The following is a 22,658-nucleotide window of genomic DNA, read 5'->3' on the forward strand; positions in this document are numbered from 1 at the left end:
ACTTGCAGATGAGCGCAACCCGAGTTTGTGACCGCCAGCATCGCACGCTACCGTCGTCCTGGATCAACTCGGCACGACGGCGGATTGGACACGTACAGGTGGATACGGTTGCGCTCAAGCGGACCTGGAGTCAGGTAGCAGCTCACGGCGACGCCGTCCCCGGTTTCTTCTACGCACACCTCTTCCTCGCGCATCCCGAGGTGCGGGAGCTGTTCCCCGTCACCATGGCGACGCAACGAGATCGACTCGTGCGGGCCCTCGGCCGCATGGTGAGCAACGTCGACAACATCGGCGAGGTCGTCGGATACATCCAGGATCTCGGCCGCGACCACCGCAAGTTCGGAACGATCTCCGGGCACTATCCCGCGGTCGGCGCATCCCTCCTGGCCACGCTCAAGCACTTCCTGGGCGACGCGTGGACGCCGGAACTGGCATCCGATTGGGCCGATGCATACGGACTCATCGCCACGACCATGATCACCGCAGCCGAAGAGGCGGAGTCGGTTCCGGCCACCTGGTCCGGCGAGGTGGTCGCGACGGAGCGACGCGGTATGGATGTCGGGCGAGTGACGATCCGCACCCACGAGCCGTACGCGTACCGCGCCGGGCAGTCGGTGGCCGTCGAGATCCCGCAGCGCCCGCGCCAATGGCGCTACCTCTCGCCGACGCACGCACCCCGGGCCGACTCCACGATCGACTTCCACGTGCAGCTCGTGCCAGGCGGTCAGGTCAGCGGTGCCCTGCTTCGGGATGTCAAGGCGGGCGATTCTGTCCGGCTCGGCCCTCCGATCGGCGACTTCCTCACCCTTCCGTCCGACGGCGACTGGCCGGATCTGCTCCTCGTCGGTGGAGGGACCGGCCTCGCCCCGCTGCTGGCCGTGCTCGACCAGGTCGCGGAGCGTCACCGCATCACTGGGACGGGACCGCGGGTCGCGCTCTATCACGGGGTGCGGCATCCGTGGGGCTTCTATGCGCGCAACGAGCTGAACGCCTACGCGGGCGTGCCGTGGCTGCGCACCCGGTTCGCCGTCTCCGACGACCCGTCGTTCCCGGGATCCCGCGGGCCCATCGGCGAGGTGGCGGCAGCGGACGGCCCGTGGTACGGATATCTCGCGATGGTGTGCGGCTCACCGCGCATGGTTCGCAACACGACAGACGCTCTTCTGCGCTCCGGTCTCCCCGCAGACCGGATCAGAAGCGAGAAATACGAAGAACCGTACACTCAACAGGCCGGTGAAGCCGGCGACCGCGCAGCCTCCCCCGAAGTCAGCCAGGCGGGCGTTGGCCTGGGAATCCAGTAGAGGACGACATGAACATGGCCGGGACAACATCCGCATCCATCACCCCTGGACTGCTGCGCGAGGCAGCGGCCGCCGGCGAGAACGACGGCTACGACCGCGCTGCACTGCAGTCCCTGCTGGCCGCCGCCGCCGACGCCCTCGAACTCGCCTGGCGCGAGAAGCACGATCTGATGGCGGGCCTCAGCACAGGCGACGAGGAGATCTCCAGCCGCGCCGTGCTCCTGCTCAGCAGCGCGCAGCGGATCGCCGACGAAGCGGTCTCCGAGGCCGAGTCCTACTCGAAGGACCTGGTCGATACCGCGAGAACTCAGTACCGCGAGATCATCGAGCGAGCCCAGCAGGCGGCGCGCGAGATCGAGAGGCAGTCCGGCGGGTCGCGTCCCGCATCCGAGCCCGGCTCGACGGCGGCCTGGGAGGCCGACCTGCCGGCCGCTCCCGCTTTCGCCACCGACGATCTCGCCGCGGCAGGGCCGGCCTCTCCCGACGACGTGGTCCGCGCCCGTCAATTCACCCGGATGGCCGCCGCCCAGGCGCACTCGCTGCTCGAGTCGATCGAACGCGAGCTCGGGCGCCTCGGCACGGGAGCCATCCCCACGGTCAACCAGCAGGGGTCGGCCGGCAACGAGGGCTGAGGAGCCGACGAAGGCTGAGACACCGGACCAGGGTCTCGGCGGAGCCGCGCGAGTCCGCGCATGAGCTCTCACGGATCAGATGCCGGCGAGCTGCTGCACGATCGAGACGATCGCGCCACCCCAGATCAGTGACACGGTCCCGACGACCGCACCAATGGCGACTGCTGCGACGATGACGCCGCCCAGCAGGATCAGCAGCATGCGGCCGATCACCGACGCGCGACCGCGCGCCTCTTCCGCATCCGACTCGTAGACGTTCTTGATGAATGTCGTCACGCTCACGGCGTCCCCCAGGATCGCTCTCTGGCCGTGCCTCACGCCTCGAGACACGGCCAACCCATAGTGCGGGTGAGCTCCGTTGTTCGCCCTCGGCCAGTCTGCGACGCAGGGCCGAGGACAAGGTCAGAGTCGACTGAGGACGCTCTAAGGGCTTCGTTGCCGATCCGTAACCGAAAGGGACTGGCCGAGTTCAACAGGAACGGGGATGAGCGAGTTCGCCGACGTCAGCCCCGCTTCACCGGCCGCAGGGAACCCGCCACCGCGAACGCGGCGACCATGAACACCACGACCAGCCACAGCGAGTTCAAGAGCCCGACCGATTCCGCGAGCGCACCGATCACGGGAGGGCCGGCGAGGTTGGCGAAGTACCCGACGGATGCCACGACGCTGACCCGCGCCGCAGGATTCGGCCCGCTCTCTGCTGCCGCCGACATGCCCAGTGGGAAGCCCATCGAGACGCCGACGGACCACAGCAGCACACCGATCAGCACGAGCCACACATTTCCGCCGAGGATGAAGAGCACCACCCCGACCGCCCCGAGCGCCGTCGTCCAGCGGATGGTCCACACCCGGCCGAGGCGGTCCACGACGGGACCTCCGAAGATCCGGGTGAGCGCCTCCCCCACGGCGAATACCGTGAAGAACAGCGCGGCGATCGCAGCGGTCTGCCCGTGATCGTCGTGCACGGCCAGCGTCATCCAGCTGTTCGCGGATCCCTCGCCGAGCTCGACCCCGAGCATGACCACGCCGATGAGGAGCAGGCGCCAGTCCAGCCATCCCTTCGCCCACTCCACGATGCGCTGCCAGCGGGTGAGCTCCTCCTTCGGCGCCTCCGCACGCGCGCCAGGGGCGATGGACGGCACGATCACCACGATGAGCAGGGCGATCACGACGGCCTCGCCGATGAACTGGGCGGACGGCGTGATGTCGGCCGCCGCGCACAACGCACCGACTCCTGCGCCGATCGCGGCACCCACCGACCAGGCGCCGTGCATGAGGGGCATCAGCGTGCGCTTCGCGCGGGACTCGACGGCTGCGCCCTCGACATTGATCAGCACGTCGAGGGTGCCGATACCGAACCCGACAAAGATGAACGCGATGACGGCGACGGGTATGGATCCGAGCCCGACGCCGATGCCCATGAGCGCCATGGCGAGTGCCACCACGAGGATCGCACCGCCGAGCGCCCGCTTGCTGCCCAGATAGTGCAGCAACGGAGTGGACGCCACGAGGCCGCAGATCGAGCCGATGGTGACGCATCCGAGGATCACGCCGATCAGCGCGGTGTCGGCGCCGAGGTCGGACTGAACAGCGGGGAGCCGCGGACCCCAGGAGGACACCGTGATGCCGCCGACGGCGAACGCCAGGATGATCGCGTTGCGCCAGCGACGCAGGGCGTGGGCGTCGACCTGCAGGTCGGCGGCGTTGGTCATGCCAGTCGGTTCCTCTCCGTTGAGCGATTCGCGGCGGGAGAGCGCTCCCGCGAGGGGATGCAGTCCTCCGGATGCCGAGGTTCGCGCTCCCGCACGACATCATGGCACATCCATCGAATCGATTCGAATCACGCGTGTCCGATGCGGCAGGCCTCGCCCGCATCTGAGAAGTCTCAGACGCCGTAAGGCTCGCGTCAGCGCCCACGGCGGAACAATTCAGGGGGAAGCGATCGCGTGGCCGCGGCTCTGCGGCGGCGAGAACGTCGCACGTAAGGAGTCGAGATGAGCGCGTATCCACCTTCATCACCACCGCCGGACGGCTCCGGATCACAGGGCGCGATACCTCTCTGGGCGCCGTACTACGGCGCCAGTCTCGGCATCGCCTTCTCCCGCTTCTTCCGGAAGTACGCGACCTTCACCGGCAGGGCGAGCCGGAGCGAGTACTGGTGGTGGCAGTTGATCGGCATCATCATCGGCGCGATCGTCGAGGCGATCTACATCCCGTCGCTCCTGGCCTCGCGCTCGGGTGCCGGGATGCGTCTGAACGTGGGGATCGTCGTCGCCATCGTCCTCGGGGTCATCCTCTTCCTCGGACTCATCGTCCCGGAGCTGGCGCTCTTCTGGCGCCGGATGCACGACGCCAACCTCCCTGGTCCGCTCTGGTTCCTCGGTCTCATCCCGGCCGTCGGATGGATCATCATCCTCGTGCTCTCTCTGCTGCCGTCGGATGCTCGCGGTGCGCGATTCGATCGACCGCCGCAGTAGCGGCTCCCGTCGGTGCGCGGCGCATCCGTCGCTCAAGCCTTCGCCCGCACCCCGCGTCTCGCCGCGACGAGCAGGCACACCAGGTAGCAGCACATGGCAAGCGCCCACAGGCCGGACATGATCATCGAGCTCGAGTCGAATCCGTAGATGACGAAGCTCGCGCCGTTGAAGCCCGCACCCAGCGTCGCCAGCGCGCCCAGGATGGATGCCGTCGCGTACAGCGCGCTGCGCAGGCGCAGCATCCACACGAGATTGACGATCGCGGCCACGACCAGCACCAGTCCGACCACCGCGTGCGCGACCAGCCAGGGCTCACCGTGCGGGATGAGCCAGGCCATCGACGCGACAACCCCCGCGTAGTAGTCGGATGCGTTCGCGCCCGGATGATGCGTAGGCACGGTCACGAACAGGTTGGCCACCATGCCGAGCAGGAACTGTGCGACGAGCGCCAGGCACAGCACGAAGTTCACGACGACGAGTGGGATCGCGCGGCGACCAAGGTCGCGCGTTCGTGAAGGTTCGACTGACTCGGTCGTCATGGTCCGCGGTCCGTGCGCCGGAGTCCGCACGACGCCGACGCGCACCATGGTCACACACGGCGGATCACGCCGAGCGACACCTGCGGGAACCTTCAGGCAGCAGCCCGGCCAGGACCGCATACCGCGAGGTCCCACCGCGCGTGGAGTACGAGCTGACGTCGACCGGTCGCACGCTGCTCGAGCCCGCGCGCGCCATCGCCGCATGGGCGATCTCTCACCACGCCGACATCACGGAGGCGCGTGCCCGGCAGGATGAGTGAGCCGGCTCATGGATCTGCCCGTAGATTCTCAGAGCCGAATCTTCCCTTGAGAGCGGAGCGAGCATCCATGCCCAACCCGATAGGTCGTGCCCTGCGCAACAACCGCGCCGGCCAGGACGCCCTCATCTGGGCGCTGCCCGGACTGAACGCTCCACAGACGCTGACCGTCACGAGTCCGGCTTTCGCGCCAGGCGAGCCGATCCCGCGCGAGTACCGCGGACGACTGTTCGGACCGAACCCGTCGCCGGAGCTCGAGTGGACGCAGGCGCCCGCCGGCACTGTCGAGCTGGTGCTCATCGTGCAGGATCCGGATGCCCCGCGCCGTCAGCCGGCGACGCACCTGGTGACCCGCGGCATCGGTCCTGAGCTGCGTGGCGTTCCAGAGGGCGGCCTCGCTCAGCCGAGCCCGATCCCCGGGCTCGTGCATGGCAAGGGCGCGCTCGGCCACCGCGGATGGGCGGGCCCCATGCCCGTGCCGTCGCACGGGCCGCACGTGTACGTGTTCCAGCTCTTCGCCCTCGACCGCCGGCTGGACCTCCCGGATCCGTTCACGCTTCGGCAGGCGGTGGACGCCATGAGCGGACACGTGATCGCTCGCGGCAGACTGGACGGCACCTACGAGATTCCGTGACGGAACCGTTCGCCTGTTCTCCTTTCGTCGTCTGGCGGGCGTCGATGACGACGGCCGGATGAGTCCGTGACCGCCACGAACCGCGTCCCCGCCCGGCAGAATCGTCCGTGATGAACGAACCGATCCGTTTCGCGATCGTGGGCACCGGATTCCGTGCCCGCGCCTTCTGCACGCTGGCCGCCGCGTTGCCCGACCTGTTCGATGTCTCGGCGATCCTCCCGCACCGCCCGCTCGACGACAACGACCGGGCGGCACTCGGCCTTCCGGTCGCCGGCGACCTCGGCGAGCTGCTCGGCACGCGACCCGGTTTCGTGCTCACGACAGCCGGACCGGATGCCACGCCCGACCTGATGCGCGAGCTCACCGACCGCGGTGTGCCCGCCCTGGCGGAGACGCCGCCTGCGCTCGACGAGTCCACCCTGCAGGCGCTGTGGCGCGACGTGGGATCGCGCGGACTCGTGCAGGTCGCCGAGCAGTATCCGCGGCATCCGATGACGGCAGCGCGGATCGCGGCAGTGCGATCCGGCCTGATCGGAACGCCCACCTCGGCCCAGGTGTCGATGACGCAGACCTATCACGCCGTCGCGATCCTCCGCGCACTTCTCGGCGTGGGCCTCACGGATGCCGACGTCCGCGCGACGACGCACACCGCGCCGCTGGTCGCGCCGGTGAGCCGCGCCGGATGGACGCGAGATCGGGAGGAGCATCCGACCGTCACCACGACGGCCACTCTGGACTTCGGAGATGCCATCGGTCACTACGACTTCACCGAAGGGCAGACGCGCAACCCGCTTCGGGCATCAAGGGTCCTGGTCCGCGGTAGCCGAGGCGAGATCATCGACGACGCGCTCACCCGGCTGGTCGATGAGACAACGGTCGTGACCTCCGGCTTCGAGCGGCGTCAGACCGGCCTGCACCACGATTTCGAGGCGCCGGAGCTGGACCAGATCTCCCTCGACGGATCCGTGCTCTTCCACAATCCGTACGTCGGCGCCCGTCTCTCCGATGAGGAGATCGCGATGGCGTCACTCCTCGAGGCGATGGGGCGGTGGGTCGCCGATGAGGGACCCGAGCCGTATCCGCTCGCGGATGCCGCGCAGGACCAGCTGCTCGGGCTGGCGATCCGACGCGCGAGCGAGACGGGTGCGAGTGTGCGAGTGGTGCGGGAGGCTTGGGCGGCCTGACCGGACGACCGAGGTCGTTTCGTCACGTAGCGTTGACCATCGTGGTTGCACGGTACGAGGAGATGGTCCGAGAGCGGATCGCCCGATGAGCGACCTCGGATTCCGCGCCTACGGCAAGCTCCTCTCCGTCCCAGCCCGCACCATGATGGTGCTCGCCGGCTTGCTGGCTCGCACGCCGATAGCCGTTCTCGGATTCGGATTCCTCTACTTCGCGCACGCGAGCACCGGCTCATACACGCTCGGCGGTCTCACCTCCGGTCTCGCCATCGCCTCGATGGGACTCATCGGGCCCCTGGCCGGACGGATCGCCGACCGGCGCGGACAACGTCAGCTGCTGCTGGCGTCCGCGATCACGCATCCGCTCGCCATTGCGGGCGCGATCGCGTGCGGCTACCTCGGCTCGATGGTGGGACTGGTCATCGCGTCGGTGTTCTGCGGTGTCACCGTCGCGCCGGTCGGCGCGTTCATGCGCGCACGCTGGTCGACCATCGTCGAAGACGGATTCCTGCTGCGAACGGCCTTCGCGATCGAGGCGGTAGCCGACGAGATCGTCTGGGTGTTCGGCCCGGCGGTCGCCGCGTTCCTCGCCGCCGGACTCCTCCCGGCCGGCGGGCTGATCCTGTCCGGCATCATCGGGCCGCTCGGAGCACTCTTTCTGCGGATGATGCCCGACGCGAAGCCGGTCGCGGCCACGGAGCATGCGCACCGCCCCGGCCGGCTGCTGCGCTCCGCACCGTTCCTGATCCTGCTCGTCGCAAGCTTCGCGACGGGCATCGGATTCGGCATCAACGACCTCTCGATCGTCTCGCTCGCGACGGCGAACGGGGTGCCAGAGCTCGCGGGCACCGTGCTCACGGCGTATTCGATCGGAAGTGCGTCGGGCGGATTCGTCTTCGGCGCGCTCTCCACACGACTCCGATCGAGGCAGATGCTCGTCGGCACGGCGCTCGCGCTGGCCATCACCTGGGTTGCGCTCGCGTTCGCACCGGGGATCTGGTGGTTCTATCCGCTCGGCTTCTTCGCGGGTGCCACCATTGCCCCGCTGATGATCGCCATCAACCACATCGCCCACGACATCGTGCCGCCCGCCATCATCACCGAGGCTCTCGCGTGGCTCAACACCCTCGTCATCTGCGGCATGTCGCTCGGCTCGTTCGCTGGAGGACTCATCAACGACGCCGCAGGTCCGCACGCGGCGTTCACGGTCGTGGCGTTCACAGCCGTTGTGCCGATCGTGCTCGTGCTGGTGGGCTTCCGGGCGTTCGGAAAGCTCGGACCCTCTGCGCCCGATGATGCGGATCCGGAACTGCGCTCGCAGGAGCGGCCGGAAGCGGTTCGGACGGAGTCACTGCGCCCGGGAGACGGCCCGAACGTGCCGTAGCGGCCGCTCCGCACGATCGAATGCGATCGTCCGCCAGCTTGCGACTCTCAGTCGGTCGTTCCGAAGAGAAGCTCGCCGTGCCGGTGCAGGGTGTCGTACGCGTCGCCGAAGGTCTCGGGCCGCGCGGCCTGCGGCTCGTATTTGGCCAGGAGCAAGCCGAGCAGACCCTTCGCGGGCGAGGTCAGCGGGCGCTCGCGGTCCCGGCCGGCGGGTTCGGCACGCCTGCGCTCGGGGTTCGCCGGCACGTACGGGGCCTGCACATCCGGCCAGAGCTGAGGCTGACGCGGCACGGTGAGCCGGATCGTCTCCTGCAGCGTTCGCGCATGCTTGTCGCGCTCGGTGAGGGGCTTGAGCCCGTGCTGCCGTGTGAGCGAGCTCGCCACCGACGCGTGCTGCGTCGGCTCGCTCTCGACCGTTCCCTCCTCGACGTAGGCGGATACCAGGATCGTCGGCACGCGCAGCCCGAGTCGATCGAAGGTGAACCCCATCTCGCCGGGATCCGGATGTCCGCTCGGCGGGGTGGCCGATGGCGGGGGAACGTGATCGAAGAGGCCTCCATGCTCGTCGAACGTGACCAGCAGAGCAGTGTTGATCGCGTTCGACCCCTTCGCGGAGCTGCTGTTCCTGATCGAGGTGTAGACATCGGCCAGGAGCGCTTCAGCGGCGCGCACGTCGCTGAATGCGGATTCAAAACCATGCGTGCTCAGCGTCGGGATGTTCTCCGGCGGATGCATGTCGTTGTGATCGAACACCATGCGTGGCTCGATGAACGAGTAAACGGGCAGGTCGCCGTTCGCAGCATCTTCGCGGAACTGATCCATGCTCCGGAAGTTGGTCTTCCAGTAGCGCTCGATCGACGGCGCGTGCAGCAGCCCCGTCAACGACACCACCTGCTCGGCGTCGTAGTACACGCGCCAGGAGAGTCCAGCATCCTGGAGCCGGTTGAAGAGGGTCGGGACATCGGGTGCGTTCAGCCATTTGTCGGGACCCCCGCCTTGCCCATTGGTGACGAAGCCGTGCGAGGTGCTCGCGTGGAAGAACGAACGATTGCAGAAGGTCTGCGACGGCACGGCGCAGTGCCAGTGGTCGAAGACGGCGAACGACCGTGCGAGCGCCGAGAACACAGGCAGCATTTCGGGCGTGAAACCGCCCATGACCGGCGAATACTCCGAGAGAGACGGTTCCGAAGCTCGTTGGATGCGATAGTTTGTCACGTAGTCATGGACGAAGCCGTCCATGGTCGGCTCGCGGCCGGATTCAGGCGCGTTCCATGGCGCCCGGATGCCGTCCTCCGTTCCCGGATCCGCGTTCGACGGCGGATCCACGACCCCGAAGAGCTGGGTGTTGACGTGCGGATACGTCTCGCCGGGATCCGGGTTCGGCTGCGAGAAGAGCACATCGGTCGGATCGTCGTACACGAACGACGCGACGGCCGTGCCGTCAGGAGCGCGGTTCGGATGCTCACCGTTGCGCACACCCTCGAAAGCCTGTCCACGCGGTGGCCGGACGCCGTCGTACAGCCGTCCGAGCACATGATCGAAGCTGCGATTCTCGAACATGAGCACGACGAGGTGATCGAATCCGGGCTCCGGGCGCGCCGGCAGCGGACTGAATCCGTACCGCTCGTCTTTGTTGTTCTCGGATCCCACGACCGCTCCGGCGATCAGTCCGCCGCTCACGGCTCCGGTCACCAGCCCGGCGGCTCCCCAGCCTGACGCGCTCAGGAACCGGCGCCTGCTCGGGATCCGCTCGGCGTCGCCTTCGGCGCTGGACGGCTCCGGGTCCTCCGGCGATTGGGGCATGGGTCGATTATGCGCAGACTCGCTGCTGCGTCGGCCAGGCTCGCCAGGGCGAGCCGGTGCTGCTGGACGAGGGGGTGCACCCCCGGAGGCATCCACGGCGCACGGCCCGGATGCTCGGCCGCGCCGCACCGCCACCTCAGTCGCGACGGCCCGGTTCGATCCTGACCCTGTCCGGCCGGAAGCCGTGTTCGATGCCCCAGAGCACGGCGTGAATGCGACTGGCGACGCCGATCCGGCGGTAACACGATCGGATGTACGTCTTGACCGAGTTGATGGAGAGGTGCGCTCGCTCGGCGATCGCCTCGTTCGACAGTCCTTGGGTGATGAGCGCCAGTATTTCGGCCTCCCGCTGCGAGAGCCCTTCCTCCCGTCCCGGCCAGTCGCCCGCCGCCGCAACCGATCCTGATGACGGCACGTAGACGTGTCCCGATCCGCCGTGGATCGCCTCCAGCGCAGCCGCGATGTCGGCTGCCGGCAGCCCTTTCGAGATATAGCCGTCGGCGCCGTTGGCCAATGCCGCGGCGACGAGGTCGTCATCGATGTTCCAGGAGTAGACGGCCACACTGCCCACGAGCGGGTTCGCGGCCAGTTCGCGCACCTGGTCCCTGTCGCCCTGCGGGTTGGCGAACGTGTCGTACAGAGCGATGTCGACGGGATTGCTCACCTGCAGGTTGGCATCCAGCTCGACGACGGCGAACCGCTCGGGGTATGCATCGAGCATCGAGGCGAGGCCGCGCACGACCACCTCGTAGTCATCGATGAGCGCCACACTGATCGCCACGGCCCCACTCTAAGACGAGGAATTCTTCACCCCTAGGGGTGAAGCCCCGATCAGCGGAGCTGCCTAGCGTTGAGTCATGGGATTCGGGGGCGTGCCGTTCGGTCGCGGGGCGGTCGGTGCCCCGGCGCATTCGCGTGCGCCGGGCGCCGATCGGCTCGGCGGTCTTCGATGGCAGGGTGGTGCCTCCGGATACGCCGCACGGTCGGCCGTGCCCCACCGGCCGGGATCCGTGGGCGGATCGTCTTCGCCCGACGGGTCATCGGCTTGGAAGCCACGGCCTCCGCACCCGAATCGGATCGCCTGACGTCTCGACGGCTGTGCGTGTCATGCGCCGACCGGATGTCGAGGCACCACGGCCGGCCGTGCGGCACCCTCGACCGGTGTCCCCCGCCCCGTCTCCCCGTTCGGACAGCGATGTCCGCTCTCCCCGACCCGACGAAAGACTGAGATGGGACTTCTGCTCCACGCGCACTTCCGACTCGAGATGGACGACGAGCTCCTCGGCCACCTGGAGACGGTGGTGGTCAATAAGTTCCGCAGGTCTGAATCGTTCCTGCTGACCTGGCTCGACGGCGAGGGCGCGGCTCGCAGGTCACTCTGGATGTCGTGCAAGGTGCCTGCGTACTTCCAGTACCAGAACGGTCATCCGCGCTCTCTCGACCGGGAGTGGCTGCTCCGGCTGCAGATCGCCGCCGACGGCTCGCGCGGACTGTTCGTGACTCGCGAGGACGGTACGCCGGCGCGAGTCCGCATTCAAGGCTGAGCCCGCCCAGTGCCGACGGTCCCGCATCGGGCTACACGAGCCGCAACGCGAGGTTGTAGCCGAAGGCGATGAGAACGGTCGTCGCGATGAGCACCAGGATCGGCACTGTTCCGCGAATCCTTCTGAACAGCATGCCGCCGAGCAGGAGAAGCCCCAGAATGCCGGCGAGGGTCCAGTAGACGACACCCGTCGTATCGGCAACCACCGTGAGGCCGAAGACGGCGTCGCCGATTCCGATTCCCGCGAGCAGTCCGGTGCCGAGCGCGGCACGGATGCCGTTTTCTCTGAGCCAGGAGGCCGCCACCCCGATGAACGGTCCCGCGACGAGCCCGATGAGCGCCCACATCAGCGGCGAGTAGTAGTGGCCGCGCCACGTCGAGATGACGGCGTATCCCACGACGAGCAGCGCGAAGGACAGCGCCCCGAGCACGACGCCCACCCCTGGACGGACCCGCGCCCACGACACCAGGAGGGCGGTGACGAGCGTCCAGCCGCTCACCGAATTCGAGAGCGGCCTCAGCCAATCGGGGAGGTATCCCTGTGCCAGCGATTCGAGACCGCCGATCACCAGGCTCGCAACGAGCACGATGATCGCGCGCACGATCCATCGAGACGACGTGTCCGTCGTGCCCTGGACTGATGGCGTCGCGGTCAATGGCGCCGCCCTGCCTCGAAGGGAGCGGCCTCTGACGACACGACACCACTCATCCGGCGCGCCCTCTCATCCGTCAGCACTCTCCTCGCCAGAAGACCCGGCGCCTGCCGGCCGGCACTGCCCGTTCGAGCCTCCGCTGCGCAACGGCAGTCGAAGGCGGCCGGGTCGAGATCGGGTTCGGGCATCTGGCCATTGTCGAGCATCGCGGCTCACCGTGCCTGATTCGCCGGGCTGGTCCACCGTGCGCACGTTCGCCGTGCCTCGTTCGCCGTGCCTGGCTCGGTCGGCCATTGCACGTCGAGAGCGGTCCGCCGCAATGCGGCCGCAATGCGCATGGCCTCGGCAGCGGCCCCACGGAGACCGTCTCGCACCTCCGCGGCCCGCGCGCACGGCCGGTTCAGCCGTGGATTCCGGCGACGAGTCGGTCGACGAGGCCGAACGCCTGTGCCACCTGCACAGGGCTGCCGTAGTCGCGGGAGTGAACGATGAGCCCCTCCTCGACGGTGATGATCTGGATGTAGGCGAGCGTGAACTCTGCCCCACCGGGCGCGCTGACACCGTGGAGTTCGTACTCGATCACGGCCACGCACGGATCGGTCGTCTCGAGGATCCTGACGTTCTCGACCCTGGTGTAGCGACGGCTGCTCGCTCGGGTGAAGCCGGCGCGAAGCTCCTCGCGCGTGGTGTGCCGGACTGTCGGGAACAGTGGCGCTGCGAAGGGCATCTCGATGACGACGCTCTCAGCGTAGAGATCGGCGAGAGTACCGATGTCGTCGATCGTTCGGGACAGGAATCGCGCTGCAGTCTCGGTGGCGTCGGACACGGTTCTCCTAAGATTGAAAAGGAACAAGAGTTCCGTTTCACGATACGGAGGAGAAGTTCCGTTTGTCTAGCTCTGGCCGTGCACCGCGCTCGGATCTGCTCCGCAACCGCGCACGATTGATAGCAGCGGCCCGCAAGGCCTTCGAAGCAGAAGGGTCCGGCTTTTCGGTCGACGATGTTGTGGCGCTCGCGGGGGTCGGCGTCGGCACCTTCTACCGCCATTTCCGGTCGAAGACTGCGTTGCTCGATGCGATGATCGCCGAACTGCTTGACGACCTGTCGCGTCTCATCGCACCAGAGGTCGATGCCGCCGACGCGATCTTCGCCTTCGTGCACGGCGCCCTGCGGTCCGCTCCCGCGAAACTCGATCTCGTCGAAGCCCTCGAGTCCCTTGGAAACGCGACGGAACTGCAGCAGGCGATCCAACGACTGCGCCAACAGGTACGCGGTGCCCTGGAAAACGCACAAGAAGCCGGCACGATCACGTCGGACGTGAATACCGACGATCTGCTCGCCCTCGTCTCGGCAGGAATGACCGCGTCCGCGCGGTCCGCCGATCAACCGCTGCGCGCCGAGCGGATCGCCGCAGTCCTCTGCGACGGGTTGCGGACCCGGGATCAAGGCACTCGATCGGCCTAGTCTTCGCGCCGCACGCTCGGCGGGCCGGCACTTCACCGGTCCGGCGTCGTTGAGCCGGATTCCGAGCTTCGACCGTCGGATGGCCGACCCTACCGGTACCACTCCTCGTCGATCGTGGCGAGCCGTGATGGGTGGAGTCGTCGCCCGAGTCCGTAGAACTGTTGGAAGCTCATGATCAGCGGCCGCCAGCGGTCCGCGTCGATGCGGTTCACGCCAGATCTCGATCGGATCTGCGGTGCGACATGGACCCGGTCGATGCGGACCTGGAACAGATAGGTCGGACGCTCCGCCGGATCGTCTTTCGCCATGGTCGAGAGAGCGTGCACCTTGCCCTCCAGCTGCACGGCGCATTCCGCCACCCGGGGAGCGTTCACTGTTTCGCCTGCCACAGCCGTGAGCCCGGCCCACCCCCACTTGTCTTGCAGGTAGCGGTATCCGGCTTGCCGCTTTCGATCGCTGACCACACGACGGCCCGTGGTGAGGGCAAGGCGATCCACGGCATCCACCATCTCCTCAGATGGCAGATTGATCACGCACTCACCCGTCGCCAAGAGATTCGCACTCGTCTGGGACCCGCCGCCCATGCCGAGCACCGCGGTCTTGCCGAACCAGAACACCGAGGACATGGGCGCGAGATTGGGCTCGCCCGCCGAGTCGATGGTGCTGAGCAGGGCGACCGGAGTTCCGAAATAGAGGATCGCCGGGTCGATGACGTAGTGGTCGGGAAGCAGCTGTTGTGTACTCATCAACCTGCAGACGCCGCACCCACTGCGAACGTGAGGCTCCCCGGACGAAGTCGTCCGTACTGATGCACCCATAGCCGCAGAAGGTGGGCTCGCAGGTTGATCTGCGAGCCCACCTTCGTTCAGCGGACTACTGTCCCGGCGTCGAGTCGACGACCCATTCGAGAACGCCCACCGGCTGCGTGCTCACCAGGTTCACGCGCAGCTTGGTGGTGGTCACGGAGTCGTAGCCGACCTGGTTGAACGTGTCCGTCGCCGTGCCGTATGCAGTGGCGTTGGTGACGTCGGCCCACGCAGAACCGGTCCAGTACTGCACGTTCCAGGAGGACGGGGTGAAGACTCCGCCACCGTCATCGAAGAAGTACAGTGCGGATCCGTTCGTCGTCACGGCCTGCGCCCAATCGAGTTCGATCCACTGGGGTCCGACGTTGGGCCACGTCCCCCAACGCAGATTGCCCGAGGTGTCGTTCGACTGAGGCGGATAGACGCCGTCGTTGATCGCCTTCACGCTTTCCCACGGTGACGTGTACGACGCGCTCGGTGTCGCCCCTTGGAGGGCGAGGTCGGTCGACCCCGCTGGGACCGGAAGCGGGCGCTGCACGACGACCGCCGGTGCGATGCTCACTGTTCCTCCGGCGCCGGCCGCCCCGGTGTAGGTCACCGAAAGCGGCAGCGACACCTTGCCTGACGCCGACGAAGGCGCGGTGACGTTCCAGGTGACCGCTGTGGACCCACCGGCGGCGATGGAGATCGCCGACGAAGAGCCTCCGGAGACGGTCCAACCCGACGGCGCCGCGATCGCAGCATCCGCCTTGATCGAAGCGCTACCCGGGTTCGTGATGGTCAGCGACACCGGAGTGGAATCGCCTGCCTTCAGCACCGGCTGCGATCCCGCGGGCGTGTTCCCCACCTGGGCTGCGAGAGTGGGCGCACTCGAGTTGCCGAGGGTGACGACGACCTCAGTCTTGTGCGGGCGCACGGTGACGGTGTGCGAGGTCGCATCCCACGTGCCGTTGACGACGGAGGTGACGCCGGCCGTGGCGAAGGACGGCAACTGCAGCTGCACGGAATCGGTGGGCAGCTTTCCCGTGAGATCCATCGTCACCTGGCGCGCGCCCCGGACGGTCTTCGTCGCAATGGAGACGCCGTAGGTCGTCCGGTGCCCGTTCGCCACGTTGTAGCTGTTCGTCAGGTTGCCCAGCGAGATGGTCTGCCCATCGGCGATCCAGGTGTCGGGGATCCCCCGACCGACATAGAGAGTGCTTCCGAACGACGGGCTCGCCGTGGTACCGGTCTGGGTGCGGCCGAGCACGGCGATCGACTGCTGGACAGTCTGCGTCTGGCTTGCGAGCGGCCAGGCGTAGGGGACGGCACCGAACTGCGGTGCGGCATGGCTGCCCGCCCATGGGTTGTTCGGGTTCGGAGCCGAACCGTTGGCTTCCCACCACGCGTTGGGGCCGCCGGTGGTGTTCTGGATCTGCCACGCATAGCTGGTCAGCGGCAGGTCGCGGTACTGGGTGCCGTACAGGCCCGCCGAGGCGTAACCGGTGTTCAGCGCCACGCTGTACCCGGAGTACGCACCGAAGGAGGGGAACGGAACACCGGTGCCGGCAGCAAGGCGCCCGTAACCGACGGTGTAGAGGTTGTCCGACTGGTCAGGATCACCCAGCGTTCCGTTGAGTGCGCCGCCCGCGAGGAATACGTCCCACACGTTCTGGCTCCACAGGTTCGATCCTGCCCAGTTCGCGTCGTTCGCAGTTGCACACCGATCTGCACTCACCGGCTGGTTCACCTCGCACGGCAGGAACTGCTGCCCTGATGCCTTTTCGTTCGCGGCCAGGCCGGCGTTCGTCGCCGCCAGAAGGCTGTTGTACTGCTGAGCAGCCCAGCTAGCTTCGGCGGTGTTGCCCAAAGTGGTGGCGATGTACTCGTACGACGCGATGCCGGCGAGCGCCGCCTCATCGTCGAAGAGCCAGGTGCCAGTGCTGTCGTTGTCGAACGACGTCTTCAGATACCCGGTGCTGGAGTTCAACTGCTGCTGAAGGTACGTGTGCATGATCGTGTAGAGGCTCGGACCCCATTGGCTGGAGCCTGATGCGTCGTCGTGGAAGTACTTGCTGACGAAGGCGGTGTCGCCTGTTCCCTGCAGGTAGTCAGCCCATGCAGTCGGCGTCTTCCAGAGGCCGTCCCAGTACCAGTTCGCCCCGTTCTCGTCGAAGTTCGGCTGCTCGGAGATGCGCGCAGTCAGCAACAAGTTCTGTGCATCGGTGAAGTCGCCGACCGCGAACCGGTTGTCGAGGATGCTCGGCGCGTCGTGGTTCAGCACCCAGTCGTAGTTGTTCGCCCCGGAGAACTGGGCCTCCCCTGTCTGCACCATGCGGGTGTAGATGTACGCCGCCTTGTAGGCGTTGGAGATGGCGTCGCCCGGCTTCGCCAGTCCTGTCGAGGGCAGTTCGGTGTTGGGCAGCGACAGCGAGGGTGCGGTGTCGAGCATGGAGTTCCAGTTGCTCGCCATGTGCTTGTAGGCGCTGTTGTAGCTCGAAACGTTCGTCAGGTCAGCAGCGGCCGGAAGCGGCGTGGTGCTGCTGAACGTGTCGACAGCGGACACGTACTCGTCGGTCGCCGTGCCGCCTGCGGGTATGTCATCCGGCGATGACGTCAGGGTGACGAGGTTCGCGCCGGATGCTCCGGGCGGGACGGCCAGATCGCCCGTCGTGGTGTTCTTGATGGTGATGCGCGTGTAGACGAGTTCGGTGAGCGCGCCGTCCACTTTCTGGGCGTCCGCGAAGTTCGTGATGGTGACGTCCGCTCCGGCGCGTGAGAAGGACGTCGTCATGGCCGGCAGGTACCCGTCAGCCTCGTTCCACTGGACCGATCCCGCTGCGGGAGCCTGGCCGGAGGCGAGTCCGTAGGTGTAGACGCCGAAGCTGTACATCGCGCCGCAGTAGGTCGTTCCGCCCGCGGTGTAATGCGTCGGCACTCCCCTGGCGAAGTAGGAGCCCGACAGATAGGTCAATGGTGCGTAGTAGTTGCCCTGCCAGCCGAGGATCGACTCGTTGGCATAGCCGAACCCATGCGGATCGCTCGGCAGCGGAGCGTTCGTTCCGACTTGCTTGGGCGAGGAGTCGCCGCACACGTTGGTGGGCAGCGACGGCATCGGTTGATAGTCGGTGGATGGTGCTTTCACGGCAGCGGCTGACGCCATGCCGGGAATGGAAACCTGAGTGGCCGAAAGACCGACGACCGCAAGCGCCGTCAGTCCTGCAGCAACCCAAGTTCGACGAAGACGAAGACGCTTCATCTCAATCCCCTCCGTGACGCGGCTATGCGTCACAGTCATGCGAGACCCCGAAAAGCGTGAAAGCGCTTAGGGGGTTGATTGAATTGATCACGCTAGAGAACGCGCAATCGCGAACTATCCGTTGCCCATACTGCGACAGAAAAGGGTTTCGGAATTTTCGAAAACGGAGAACTCGATGACCGTTATCATTTCGTTATCGATGGAGGTCCAGGTCTCACCCCTCGAATCGAGGCGGTTCCTCAGTACACGGCCCGAACCGTGTCGCCAGCCGTCGCCTACTTGGTCAACGCGGTCGATTCGCGGGTGACGACACGGCAGCCGACGTAGTGCAGACCCCGATCCGGCTGCCCGTCGATCGCCCGGAAAAGCAGCTGAGCGGCAAGGCGGCCGAGATCCTTCAGATTCATGTCGATCGTCGTGAGCGGGGGCCGGGATTGGGTGGCGAGCGGCTCCCAGTTGTCGTGGCTCATCACGGCGATGTCGGCAGGGACGTCCTTGCCCGCCTCACGGAGGGCATCGATGACCCCCCGGGCGATCTGATCGGATCCGCACAGAATCCCATCGACATCTGGATAGCGAGTCAGGATGGCCCTGGCCCCGCCGCGTCCCCAGTGCTCAGACCACGCACCGTACAACGCTTCCCCGCCGAGCAGTTCCAACCCCGCATCGTGGAGTGCCTCGATCGCCCCCGCGACCCGATCCCGTGCTGCGGTGTAGGTGACGTCTCCGGAAATGTATGCGATGCGGGATCGCCCGCACTCGAGGAGATGTTCGGCGGCAAGCCGGCCGGCACCGACGTTGTCGCTGGCGATCGAGATGTCGTCGGGGTCGGTGGAGGGTGCGTACGCGTATACGACCGGCACCGGCAGGTCGAACGGGAGCGGTGCCCGCGGATTGGGGTTGTCGCCGACGATGATCAGTCCATCGATTCGCCTCGACATGAGCGCGCGTACGTGGTGCTGTTCGCGGATCGCGTCGCCTCGCGCATCGCACAGGAAGATCGATGTGCTGCCGGCGCCGAACGCGTCTTCCGCGCCCATCAGGATCGGTATCGAGAGGCGACCTTCCAGATCGCCGGTGATCAGACCGACCGTCCCCGTGCGCCCCGCCTGCAGGCTCTGAGCAAGGGCGTTCGGCGTGAAGCCGAGTTGCTCGGCGGCCTTCAGCACACGGGCGCGGGTGCGGGCGGCCACTTCCGCGCGACCGTTGACCGCCTTGGATGCGGTGGCGATGGATACGCCTGCCAACTCGGCGACGTCGCCCAACGTAGGGCTCTTCTGATTCGCACGTTCCGACATCGCTCCCCGTTTCAGCGTTTTCGAAATCATAAGCGCGATTTCGTGAGCTGCCCAGCGATTCTTTGATCGCCGCCCAGCAGACCTTCGACCCCGGATTCGCCTGGAATACAGACCCCGCGGCGAACTATTGACACTGTCCGCATCGTGGTGCCACCATGCTCGAAAACCGTTTCGGTTTTTTCAGCGGCATCGACCCGTCCTTGGCGATCACGTGTGGTTCACGGTCGAACCCCTTGGTCGAAAGGCGTCGCCGCCGCATGCCCACCACCACCTGAGAGGCACCAAGCATGACCACTCCCCTTCGCCGCCGCGGCAAAGTCGCCGTCGCGGTTTTCGCGACAGTCGGCGCCGTGGCGCTGACTCTTTCCGGCTGCTCCAGTTCCGCCAACGGCACCACGAACAGCTCCGCCATTCCCGAAGCCGGCACCGACGACGGCGCGACGATCACGATGTGGTCGCGAGCCCCGCTGCAGAAGCAGGCGACCAACGCGGTCAACGACTACAACAAGACCCACAAGAACCAGGTCAAGCTGACGCTGCTGCCCAACGATGATGTCGAGGGCAAGGTGGGAGCCGCTGTGCAGACCAACAGCCTGCCCGACCTGCTCGCGGGCGACGTCGTCCGGGTCCCTTACTGGACCAAGGAGGGCGTCTTCATGGACCTGACCAAACAGATCGACGCGCTGCCGAACAAGTCCGACATCCAGTCGGGTCACATCGCCGCAGGCACGGTCGACGGCAAGGAGCACACTCTCCCGTTCGTCTCCGACATCTCGGTGATGGTGTGGAATGAGGATCTGTTCCAGCAGGCCGGGCTCGACCCGGCGAAGGGTCCGGCGAATCTCGATGACTTCGTCAAGGACGCGAAGGCCGTCGCCGGCTTGAACCAGCCGGGCGTGGCCGGCACGTATGTCGCCGGCGAGTCAGGAGGAGCGCTCGCGTTCACGCTCTTCCCCATGATCTGGGGCAGCGGTGACGACGCGCTGAACAAGGCGGGCACCACGTCGTTGCTCGCCAGCTCCAACGCACAGAAGATCTACTCCGGCCTGCGCGAGCTCGCCGACATGCCGAACGGCATCGGTGCCGGCTCCAAGACGGACACCGGCGCCACCTGGACCGCTCCGTTCCAGAACGGGAAGATCGGCGTGATGGCCTACCCCTTCACTGCGGTCAGTGCCCTCTTCAAGACCTCGCCGTTCAAGATCGGCGTGGCTCCGATCCCCGGCGTGGACAGCGGTTCGTCGACCTTCCTCGGCGGTGACGCGATCGGCATCAGCAAGAGCTCCAAGCACTCAGCGGAGGCGTGGAACTTCCTTTCCTGGCTGATGACGGAGAAGGCGCAGAAGACGGTGTTCGCCGACAACAACGACACCGCCTCCAACATCAAGGTGCTGGAGAACGACTACACCGGCGCCGATCCTCGCACCCTGATCGGGAACGCGACAGTGAAGACCGGGCAGACCCCGATCGCGGAGAACTTCAACACGGCGTTCAACGCGGCCGGCAGCCCCTGGCAGATCCTGATCCAGGATGCCATCTGGGGTGACGCGTCCAAGACCAAGGCGAACAACGACGCGATCACGGCGGCTCTGGGTGGTTGATAGCAGCACGGCTGCACGAGTCACTCGATCTCGTACCCGGTTCTCGAGGCGGACGGCGCCCGCCGTTCGCCTCGAGAACCTGCGCGGTTGGCTGTTCGCCGCTCCCACGGCGGTTCTCGTCCTCGGCCTCTTCATCGCCCCGCTCGTCGTCGTCATCATCATGGCGGCGTCCAACTGGACCCTCCTCGGCGGCAACCAGGGAAACAACTTCCCCCTCAACTTCACCAACGTCTTCAAGGATCCGCTCCTGCCAGGAGCCATCTGGTTCACCATCGAGTACACGATCATCACGACGGTGATCCTGATGCCGATCGCCTTCGGCCTCGCGCTTCTGGTCCAGGAAGCGAGGAAGTGGAACGCGATCCTCCGCACGGCGATCCTGATCCCCTCCGCCATGGGTATCGCATCGGCGTCGCTGCTGTTCTATGCCCTGTACTCGCCACAGATCGGCCCGCTGACCCCCCTGCTGAACCTGATCCCGGGGTTCCAGGAAGGTGAGTCCGTGCTCAGCACCCCTGGCGGCGCGCTCTGGGCCACAGTGCTGCTGGTGGTCTGGCGATTCGCCGGCTTCTACATGCTGCTCATGATGGTGGGCCTGCAAGCCATACCGGGTGAGGTGTACGAGGCCGCGAAACTCGACGGCGCGGGTCGGCTGAAGACCCTGATGCGGGTGACCATCCCGCTCCTTCGACCCACCATCGCGATGACCCTGATCATGTCGATCACCGGATCCCTCCTGGCGTTCGACCAGTTCTACATCCTCACCGAAGGCGGACCGAACAACTCCACGATGACCATCGTCCAGCTGATCTACCGGGAAGCTTTCCAAACCAACCGGGACCTCGGAATGGCCGCGGCACTGACCGTGATGCTTCTCATCGCTCTGGTCATCATCAACGCCATCCAGCTGAGGGCACTGCGCGTCGGTGCTGACGAGGACTGAACAATGAAGACGACCAAAGTCACAACCCAGTCCACGTACTACGTGCTGACCACAGTTCTTGCCATAGTCTTCCTGCTGCCACTCGTCTGGGCGGTCATCGTGTCGGTCTCGCCGGCCCAAGGCACGGCGCAGATCCACGGATTCGGGTTCGGCAACTACACGAAGATGTTCGACTACGGGTTGGGGCTTCCGACCTACCTGAAGAACTCGCTGATCCTCTCGATCAGCGCAACCGTCCTCACGATCGTGCTCGCAGCGACCGGAGGTTATGCGTTCGCGCGGTTCCGGTTCTGGGGCAAGAACACCCTCTTCGTCCTCGTGCTGTCGATCATGATGATCCCGTACGCCGCACTGCTGATTCCTCTGCTGGTCTGGATGAACCAGATCGGACTGCAGAACTCTCTCTTCGGGGTGGCACTGGTCCTCACCCTGTTCCAGATGCCGTTCGGGATCTTCATGATGCGGAACTCCTTCTCGGCAGTCCCGCGCGAACTCGAAGACGCGGCGTTGATGGACGGATGCAATACCTTTCAGGCCTTCTATCGCGTCATGATCCCCGCGGTGCGCCCCGCCATCGTGACCGTCGGCCTGTTCTCCTACCTGGCAGCGTGGAATGACTTCATCATCTCGCTCTACCTCCTCGGTGCCGACAATTCGCCGCTGCCGCTGGCGCTCGTCAACATGCGTCAACAGACCATGGGGGTCATCGACTACGGGTCGACCACCGCCGGAGTCGTCGTCCTGACCATCCCCGCGCTCATCCTCTTCCTGGCCCTTCAGCGCTATTACGTTCGCGGATTCACCGACGGTGCGATCAAGGGGTAGCCCTCCCAGGCGGCAGCCAGAACGGCGCCGTTCAATGACCTCAACTTCGACTCCACCACCAGCACCCGGCCTCGTGCCGC

The 22,658-nt window shown here is 66.4% G+C and carries 22 protein-coding genes; 12 read left to right on the forward strand and 10 right to left on the reverse strand.

Translation table 11 applies throughout. From position 1 onward, the window contains the following. Nucleotides 1–98 precede the first annotated feature (98 nt). Together HII28_RS17740 and HII28_RS17745 are read left to right on the forward strand one after the other, a co-directional pair. On the forward strand, nt 99–1,301 hold the full coding sequence (locus tag HII28_RS17740; protein ID WP_170027160.1) for a globin domain-containing protein: 1,203 nt from the start codon (nt 99–101) through the stop codon (nt 1,299–1,301). A gap of 14 nt (nt 1,302–1,315) precedes the next feature. Continuing rightward, complete coding sequence (locus HII28_RS17745) at nt 1,316–1,933, forward strand: hypothetical protein (RefSeq protein ID WP_170027161.1); 618 nt, start codon at nt 1,316–1,318, stop codon at nt 1,931–1,933. Between the two features lie 75 nt (nt 1,934–2,008). Here the strand turns inward: HII28_RS17745 and HII28_RS17750 are convergent, their stop codons facing one another. Both HII28_RS17750 and HII28_RS17755 read right to left on the reverse strand, forming a co-directional pair. Then, nucleotides 2,009–2,215: a hypothetical protein gene (locus tag HII28_RS17750; protein ID WP_170027162.1), complete on the reverse strand. Its 207-nt coding sequence runs from the start codon at nt 2,213–2,215 to the stop codon at nt 2,009–2,011. 221 nt (nt 2,216–2,436) lie between these two features. Next, nucleotides 2,437–3,645, reverse strand: coding sequence for an MFS transporter (locus tag HII28_RS17755; protein ID WP_170027163.1), 1,209 nt, complete (start codon nt 3,643–3,645; stop codon nt 2,437–2,439). Between the two features lie 282 nt (nt 3,646–3,927). On the opposite strand from HII28_RS17755, the gene HII28_RS17760 reads away from it, so the two are divergent. Then, complete coding sequence (locus tag HII28_RS17760; RefSeq protein ID WP_170027164.1) at nt 3,928–4,410, forward strand: DUF805 domain-containing protein; 483 nt, start codon at nt 3,928–3,930, stop codon at nt 4,408–4,410. 32 nt (nt 4,411–4,442) lie between these two features. Here the strand turns inward: HII28_RS17760 and HII28_RS17765 are convergent, their stop codons facing one another. Further along, on the reverse strand, nt 4,443–4,949 hold the full coding sequence (locus HII28_RS17765; RefSeq protein WP_170026894.1) for a hypothetical protein: 507 nt from the start codon (nt 4,947–4,949) through the stop codon (nt 4,443–4,445). On the opposite strand from HII28_RS17765, the gene HII28_RS20765 reads away from it, so the two are divergent. From HII28_RS20765 to HII28_RS17785, 4 genes are all read left to right on the forward strand, one after another. Next, nucleotides 4,922–5,209, forward strand: a complete 288-nt coding sequence (locus tag HII28_RS20765; RefSeq protein ID WP_346769397.1) for a winged helix-turn-helix transcriptional regulator — start codon at nt 4,922–4,924, stop codon at nt 5,207–5,209. The genes HII28_RS17765 and HII28_RS20765 overlap by 28 nt on opposite strands. Nucleotides 5,210–5,276: 67 nt before the next feature. Further along, on the forward strand, nt 5,277–5,840 hold the full coding sequence (locus HII28_RS17775; RefSeq protein WP_170027166.1) for a YbhB/YbcL family Raf kinase inhibitor-like protein: 564 nt from the start codon (nt 5,277–5,279) through the stop codon (nt 5,838–5,840). 110 nt (nt 5,841–5,950) lie between these two features. Further along, entirely contained in the window at nt 5,951–7,024 is a 1,074-nt protein-coding gene (locus HII28_RS17780; protein WP_205865042.1) for a gfo/Idh/MocA family oxidoreductase, read from the forward strand. An 85-nt stretch (nt 7,025–7,109) separates the two neighbouring features. After that, nucleotides 7,110–8,405, forward strand: coding sequence for an MFS transporter (locus HII28_RS17785; RefSeq protein WP_170027167.1), 1,296 nt, complete (start codon nt 7,110–7,112; stop codon nt 8,403–8,405). Nucleotides 8,406–8,452: 47 nt separating this feature from the next. Here the strand turns inward: HII28_RS17785 and HII28_RS17790 are convergent, their stop codons facing one another. Further along, nucleotides 8,453–10,207 (reverse strand): alkaline phosphatase family protein, encoded by a 1,755-nt coding sequence (locus HII28_RS17790; RefSeq protein ID WP_170027168.1) that lies wholly within the window; start codon nt 10,205–10,207, stop codon nt 8,453–8,455. Nucleotides 10,208–10,343: 136 nt separating this feature from the next. Next, nucleotides 10,344–10,988, reverse strand: coding sequence for a response regulator transcription factor (locus HII28_RS17795; protein WP_346769398.1), 645 nt, complete (start codon nt 10,986–10,988; stop codon nt 10,344–10,346). A 448-nt stretch (nt 10,989–11,436) separates the two neighbouring features. Here HII28_RS17795 and HII28_RS17800 point away from each other — a divergent pair, with 448 nt between their 5' ends. Next, a complete protein-coding gene (locus tag HII28_RS17800; protein WP_170027169.1) occupies nt 11,437–11,751 on the forward strand; it encodes an ATP-dependent DNA ligase in 315 nt (104 codons plus the stop codon). A 31-nt stretch (nt 11,752–11,782) separates the two neighbouring features. Here the strand turns inward: HII28_RS17800 and HII28_RS17805 are convergent, their stop codons facing one another. Next, nucleotides 11,783–12,406, reverse strand: a complete 624-nt coding sequence (locus HII28_RS17805; protein ID WP_240978343.1) for a DUF6518 family protein — start codon at nt 12,404–12,406, stop codon at nt 11,783–11,785. 397 nt (nt 12,407–12,803) lie between these two features. Further along, nucleotides 12,804–13,229 (reverse strand): nuclear transport factor 2 family protein, encoded by a 426-nt coding sequence (locus tag HII28_RS17810; RefSeq protein ID WP_170027171.1) that lies wholly within the window; start codon nt 13,227–13,229, stop codon nt 12,804–12,806. 116 nt (nt 13,230–13,345) lie between these two features. On the opposite strand from HII28_RS17810, the gene HII28_RS17815 reads away from it, so the two are divergent. Further along, a complete protein-coding gene (locus tag HII28_RS17815) occupies nt 13,346–13,867 on the forward strand; it encodes a TetR/AcrR family transcriptional regulator (RefSeq protein ID WP_240978387.1) in 522 nt (173 codons plus the stop codon). An 89-nt stretch (nt 13,868–13,956) separates the two neighbouring features. On the opposite strand, the gene HII28_RS17820 is transcribed toward HII28_RS17815, so the two are convergent. From HII28_RS17820 to HII28_RS17830, 3 genes are all read right to left on the reverse strand, one after another. After that, nucleotides 13,957–14,613, reverse strand: coding sequence for a flavin reductase family protein (locus HII28_RS17820; protein ID WP_170027173.1), 657 nt, complete (start codon nt 14,611–14,613; stop codon nt 13,957–13,959). A gap of 127 nt (nt 14,614–14,740) precedes the next feature. Then, nucleotides 14,741–17,815, reverse strand: a complete 3,075-nt coding sequence (locus tag HII28_RS17825) for an NEW3 domain-containing protein (RefSeq protein WP_170027174.1) — start codon at nt 17,813–17,815, stop codon at nt 14,741–14,743. 371 nt (nt 17,816–18,186) lie between these two features. Beyond that, the gene (locus HII28_RS17830; protein WP_170027175.1) at nt 18,187–19,209 is read right to left on the reverse strand and encodes a LacI family DNA-binding transcriptional regulator; all 1,023 of its coding nucleotides are present in this window, start codon (nt 19,207–19,209) and stop codon (nt 18,187–18,189) included. A 287-nt stretch (nt 19,210–19,496) separates the two neighbouring features. Between HII28_RS17830 and HII28_RS17835 the strand changes: the two genes are divergently transcribed. The 3 genes from HII28_RS17835 to HII28_RS17845 are packed head-to-tail and all read left to right on the forward strand — an operon-like array spanning nt 19,497 to nt 22,578. Next, nucleotides 19,497–20,810: a sugar ABC transporter substrate-binding protein gene (locus HII28_RS17835; protein WP_170027176.1), complete on the forward strand. Its 1,314-nt coding sequence runs from the start codon at nt 19,497–19,499 to the stop codon at nt 20,808–20,810. Continuing rightward, nucleotides 20,803–21,753 (forward strand): sugar ABC transporter permease, encoded by a 951-nt coding sequence (locus HII28_RS17840; RefSeq protein ID WP_346769399.1) that lies wholly within the window; start codon nt 20,803–20,805, stop codon nt 21,751–21,753. The genes HII28_RS17835 and HII28_RS17840 overlap by 8 nt, the downstream gene beginning before the upstream one ends. Before the next feature lie 3 nt (nt 21,754–21,756). Continuing rightward, nucleotides 21,757–22,578: a carbohydrate ABC transporter permease gene (locus HII28_RS17845; protein ID WP_170027178.1), complete on the forward strand. Its 822-nt coding sequence runs from the start codon at nt 21,757–21,759 to the stop codon at nt 22,576–22,578. Nucleotides 22,579–22,658: the final 80 nt, after the last annotated feature.

Source organism: Planctomonas sp. JC2975 (assembly GCF_012985205.1).
In the GTDB taxonomy this organism is placed as follows: Bacteria; Actinomycetota; Actinomycetes; order Actinomycetales; family Microbacteriaceae; genus Humibacter.

Bases quoted from the DNA above. Each gene is read 5' to 3' on its own strand.
- HII28_RS17745 (WP_170027161.1), top strand. From the start codon at position 1,316: ATGGCCGGGACAACATCCGCATCCATCACCCCTGGACTGCTGCGCGAG.
- HII28_RS17755 (WP_170027163.1), bottom strand. From the start codon at position 3,645: ATGACCAACGCCGCCGACCTGCAGGTCGACGCCCACGCCCTGCGTCGC.
- HII28_RS17760 (WP_170027164.1), top strand. From the start codon at position 3,928: ATGAGCGCGTATCCACCTTCATCACCACCGCCGGACGGCTCCGGATCA.
- HII28_RS17765 (WP_170026894.1), bottom strand. From the start codon at position 4,949: ATGACGACCGAGTCAGTCGAACCTTCACGAACGCGCGACCTTGGTCGC.
- HII28_RS17775 (WP_170027166.1), top strand. From the start codon at position 5,277: ATGCCCAACCCGATAGGTCGTGCCCTGCGCAACAACCGCGCCGGCCAG.
- HII28_RS17780 (WP_205865042.1), top strand. From the start codon at position 5,951: ATGAACGAACCGATCCGTTTCGCGATCGTGGGCACCGGATTCCGTGCC.
- HII28_RS17785 (WP_170027167.1), top strand. From the start codon at position 7,110: ATGAGCGACCTCGGATTCCGCGCCTACGGCAAGCTCCTCTCCGTCCCA.
- HII28_RS17790 (WP_170027168.1), bottom strand. From the start codon at position 10,207: ATGCCCCAATCGCCGGAGGACCCGGAGCCGTCCAGCGCCGAAGGCGAC.
- HII28_RS17800 (WP_170027169.1), top strand. From the start codon at position 11,437: ATGGGACTTCTGCTCCACGCGCACTTCCGACTCGAGATGGACGACGAG.
- HII28_RS17820 (WP_170027173.1), bottom strand. From the start codon at position 14,613: ATGAGTACACAACAGCTGCTTCCCGACCACTACGTCATCGACCCGGCG.
- HII28_RS17825 (WP_170027174.1), bottom strand. From the start codon at position 17,815: ATGGCGTCAGCCGCTGCCGTGAAAGCACCATCCACCGACTATCAACCG.
- HII28_RS17830 (WP_170027175.1), bottom strand. From the start codon at position 19,209: ATGTCGGAACGTGCGAATCAGAAGAGCCCTACGTTGGGCGACGTCGCC.
- HII28_RS17835 (WP_170027176.1), top strand. From the start codon at position 19,497: ATGACCACTCCCCTTCGCCGCCGCGGCAAAGTCGCCGTCGCGGTTTTC.
- HII28_RS17845 (WP_170027178.1), top strand. From the start codon at position 21,757: ATGAAGACGACCAAAGTCACAACCCAGTCCACGTACTACGTGCTGACC.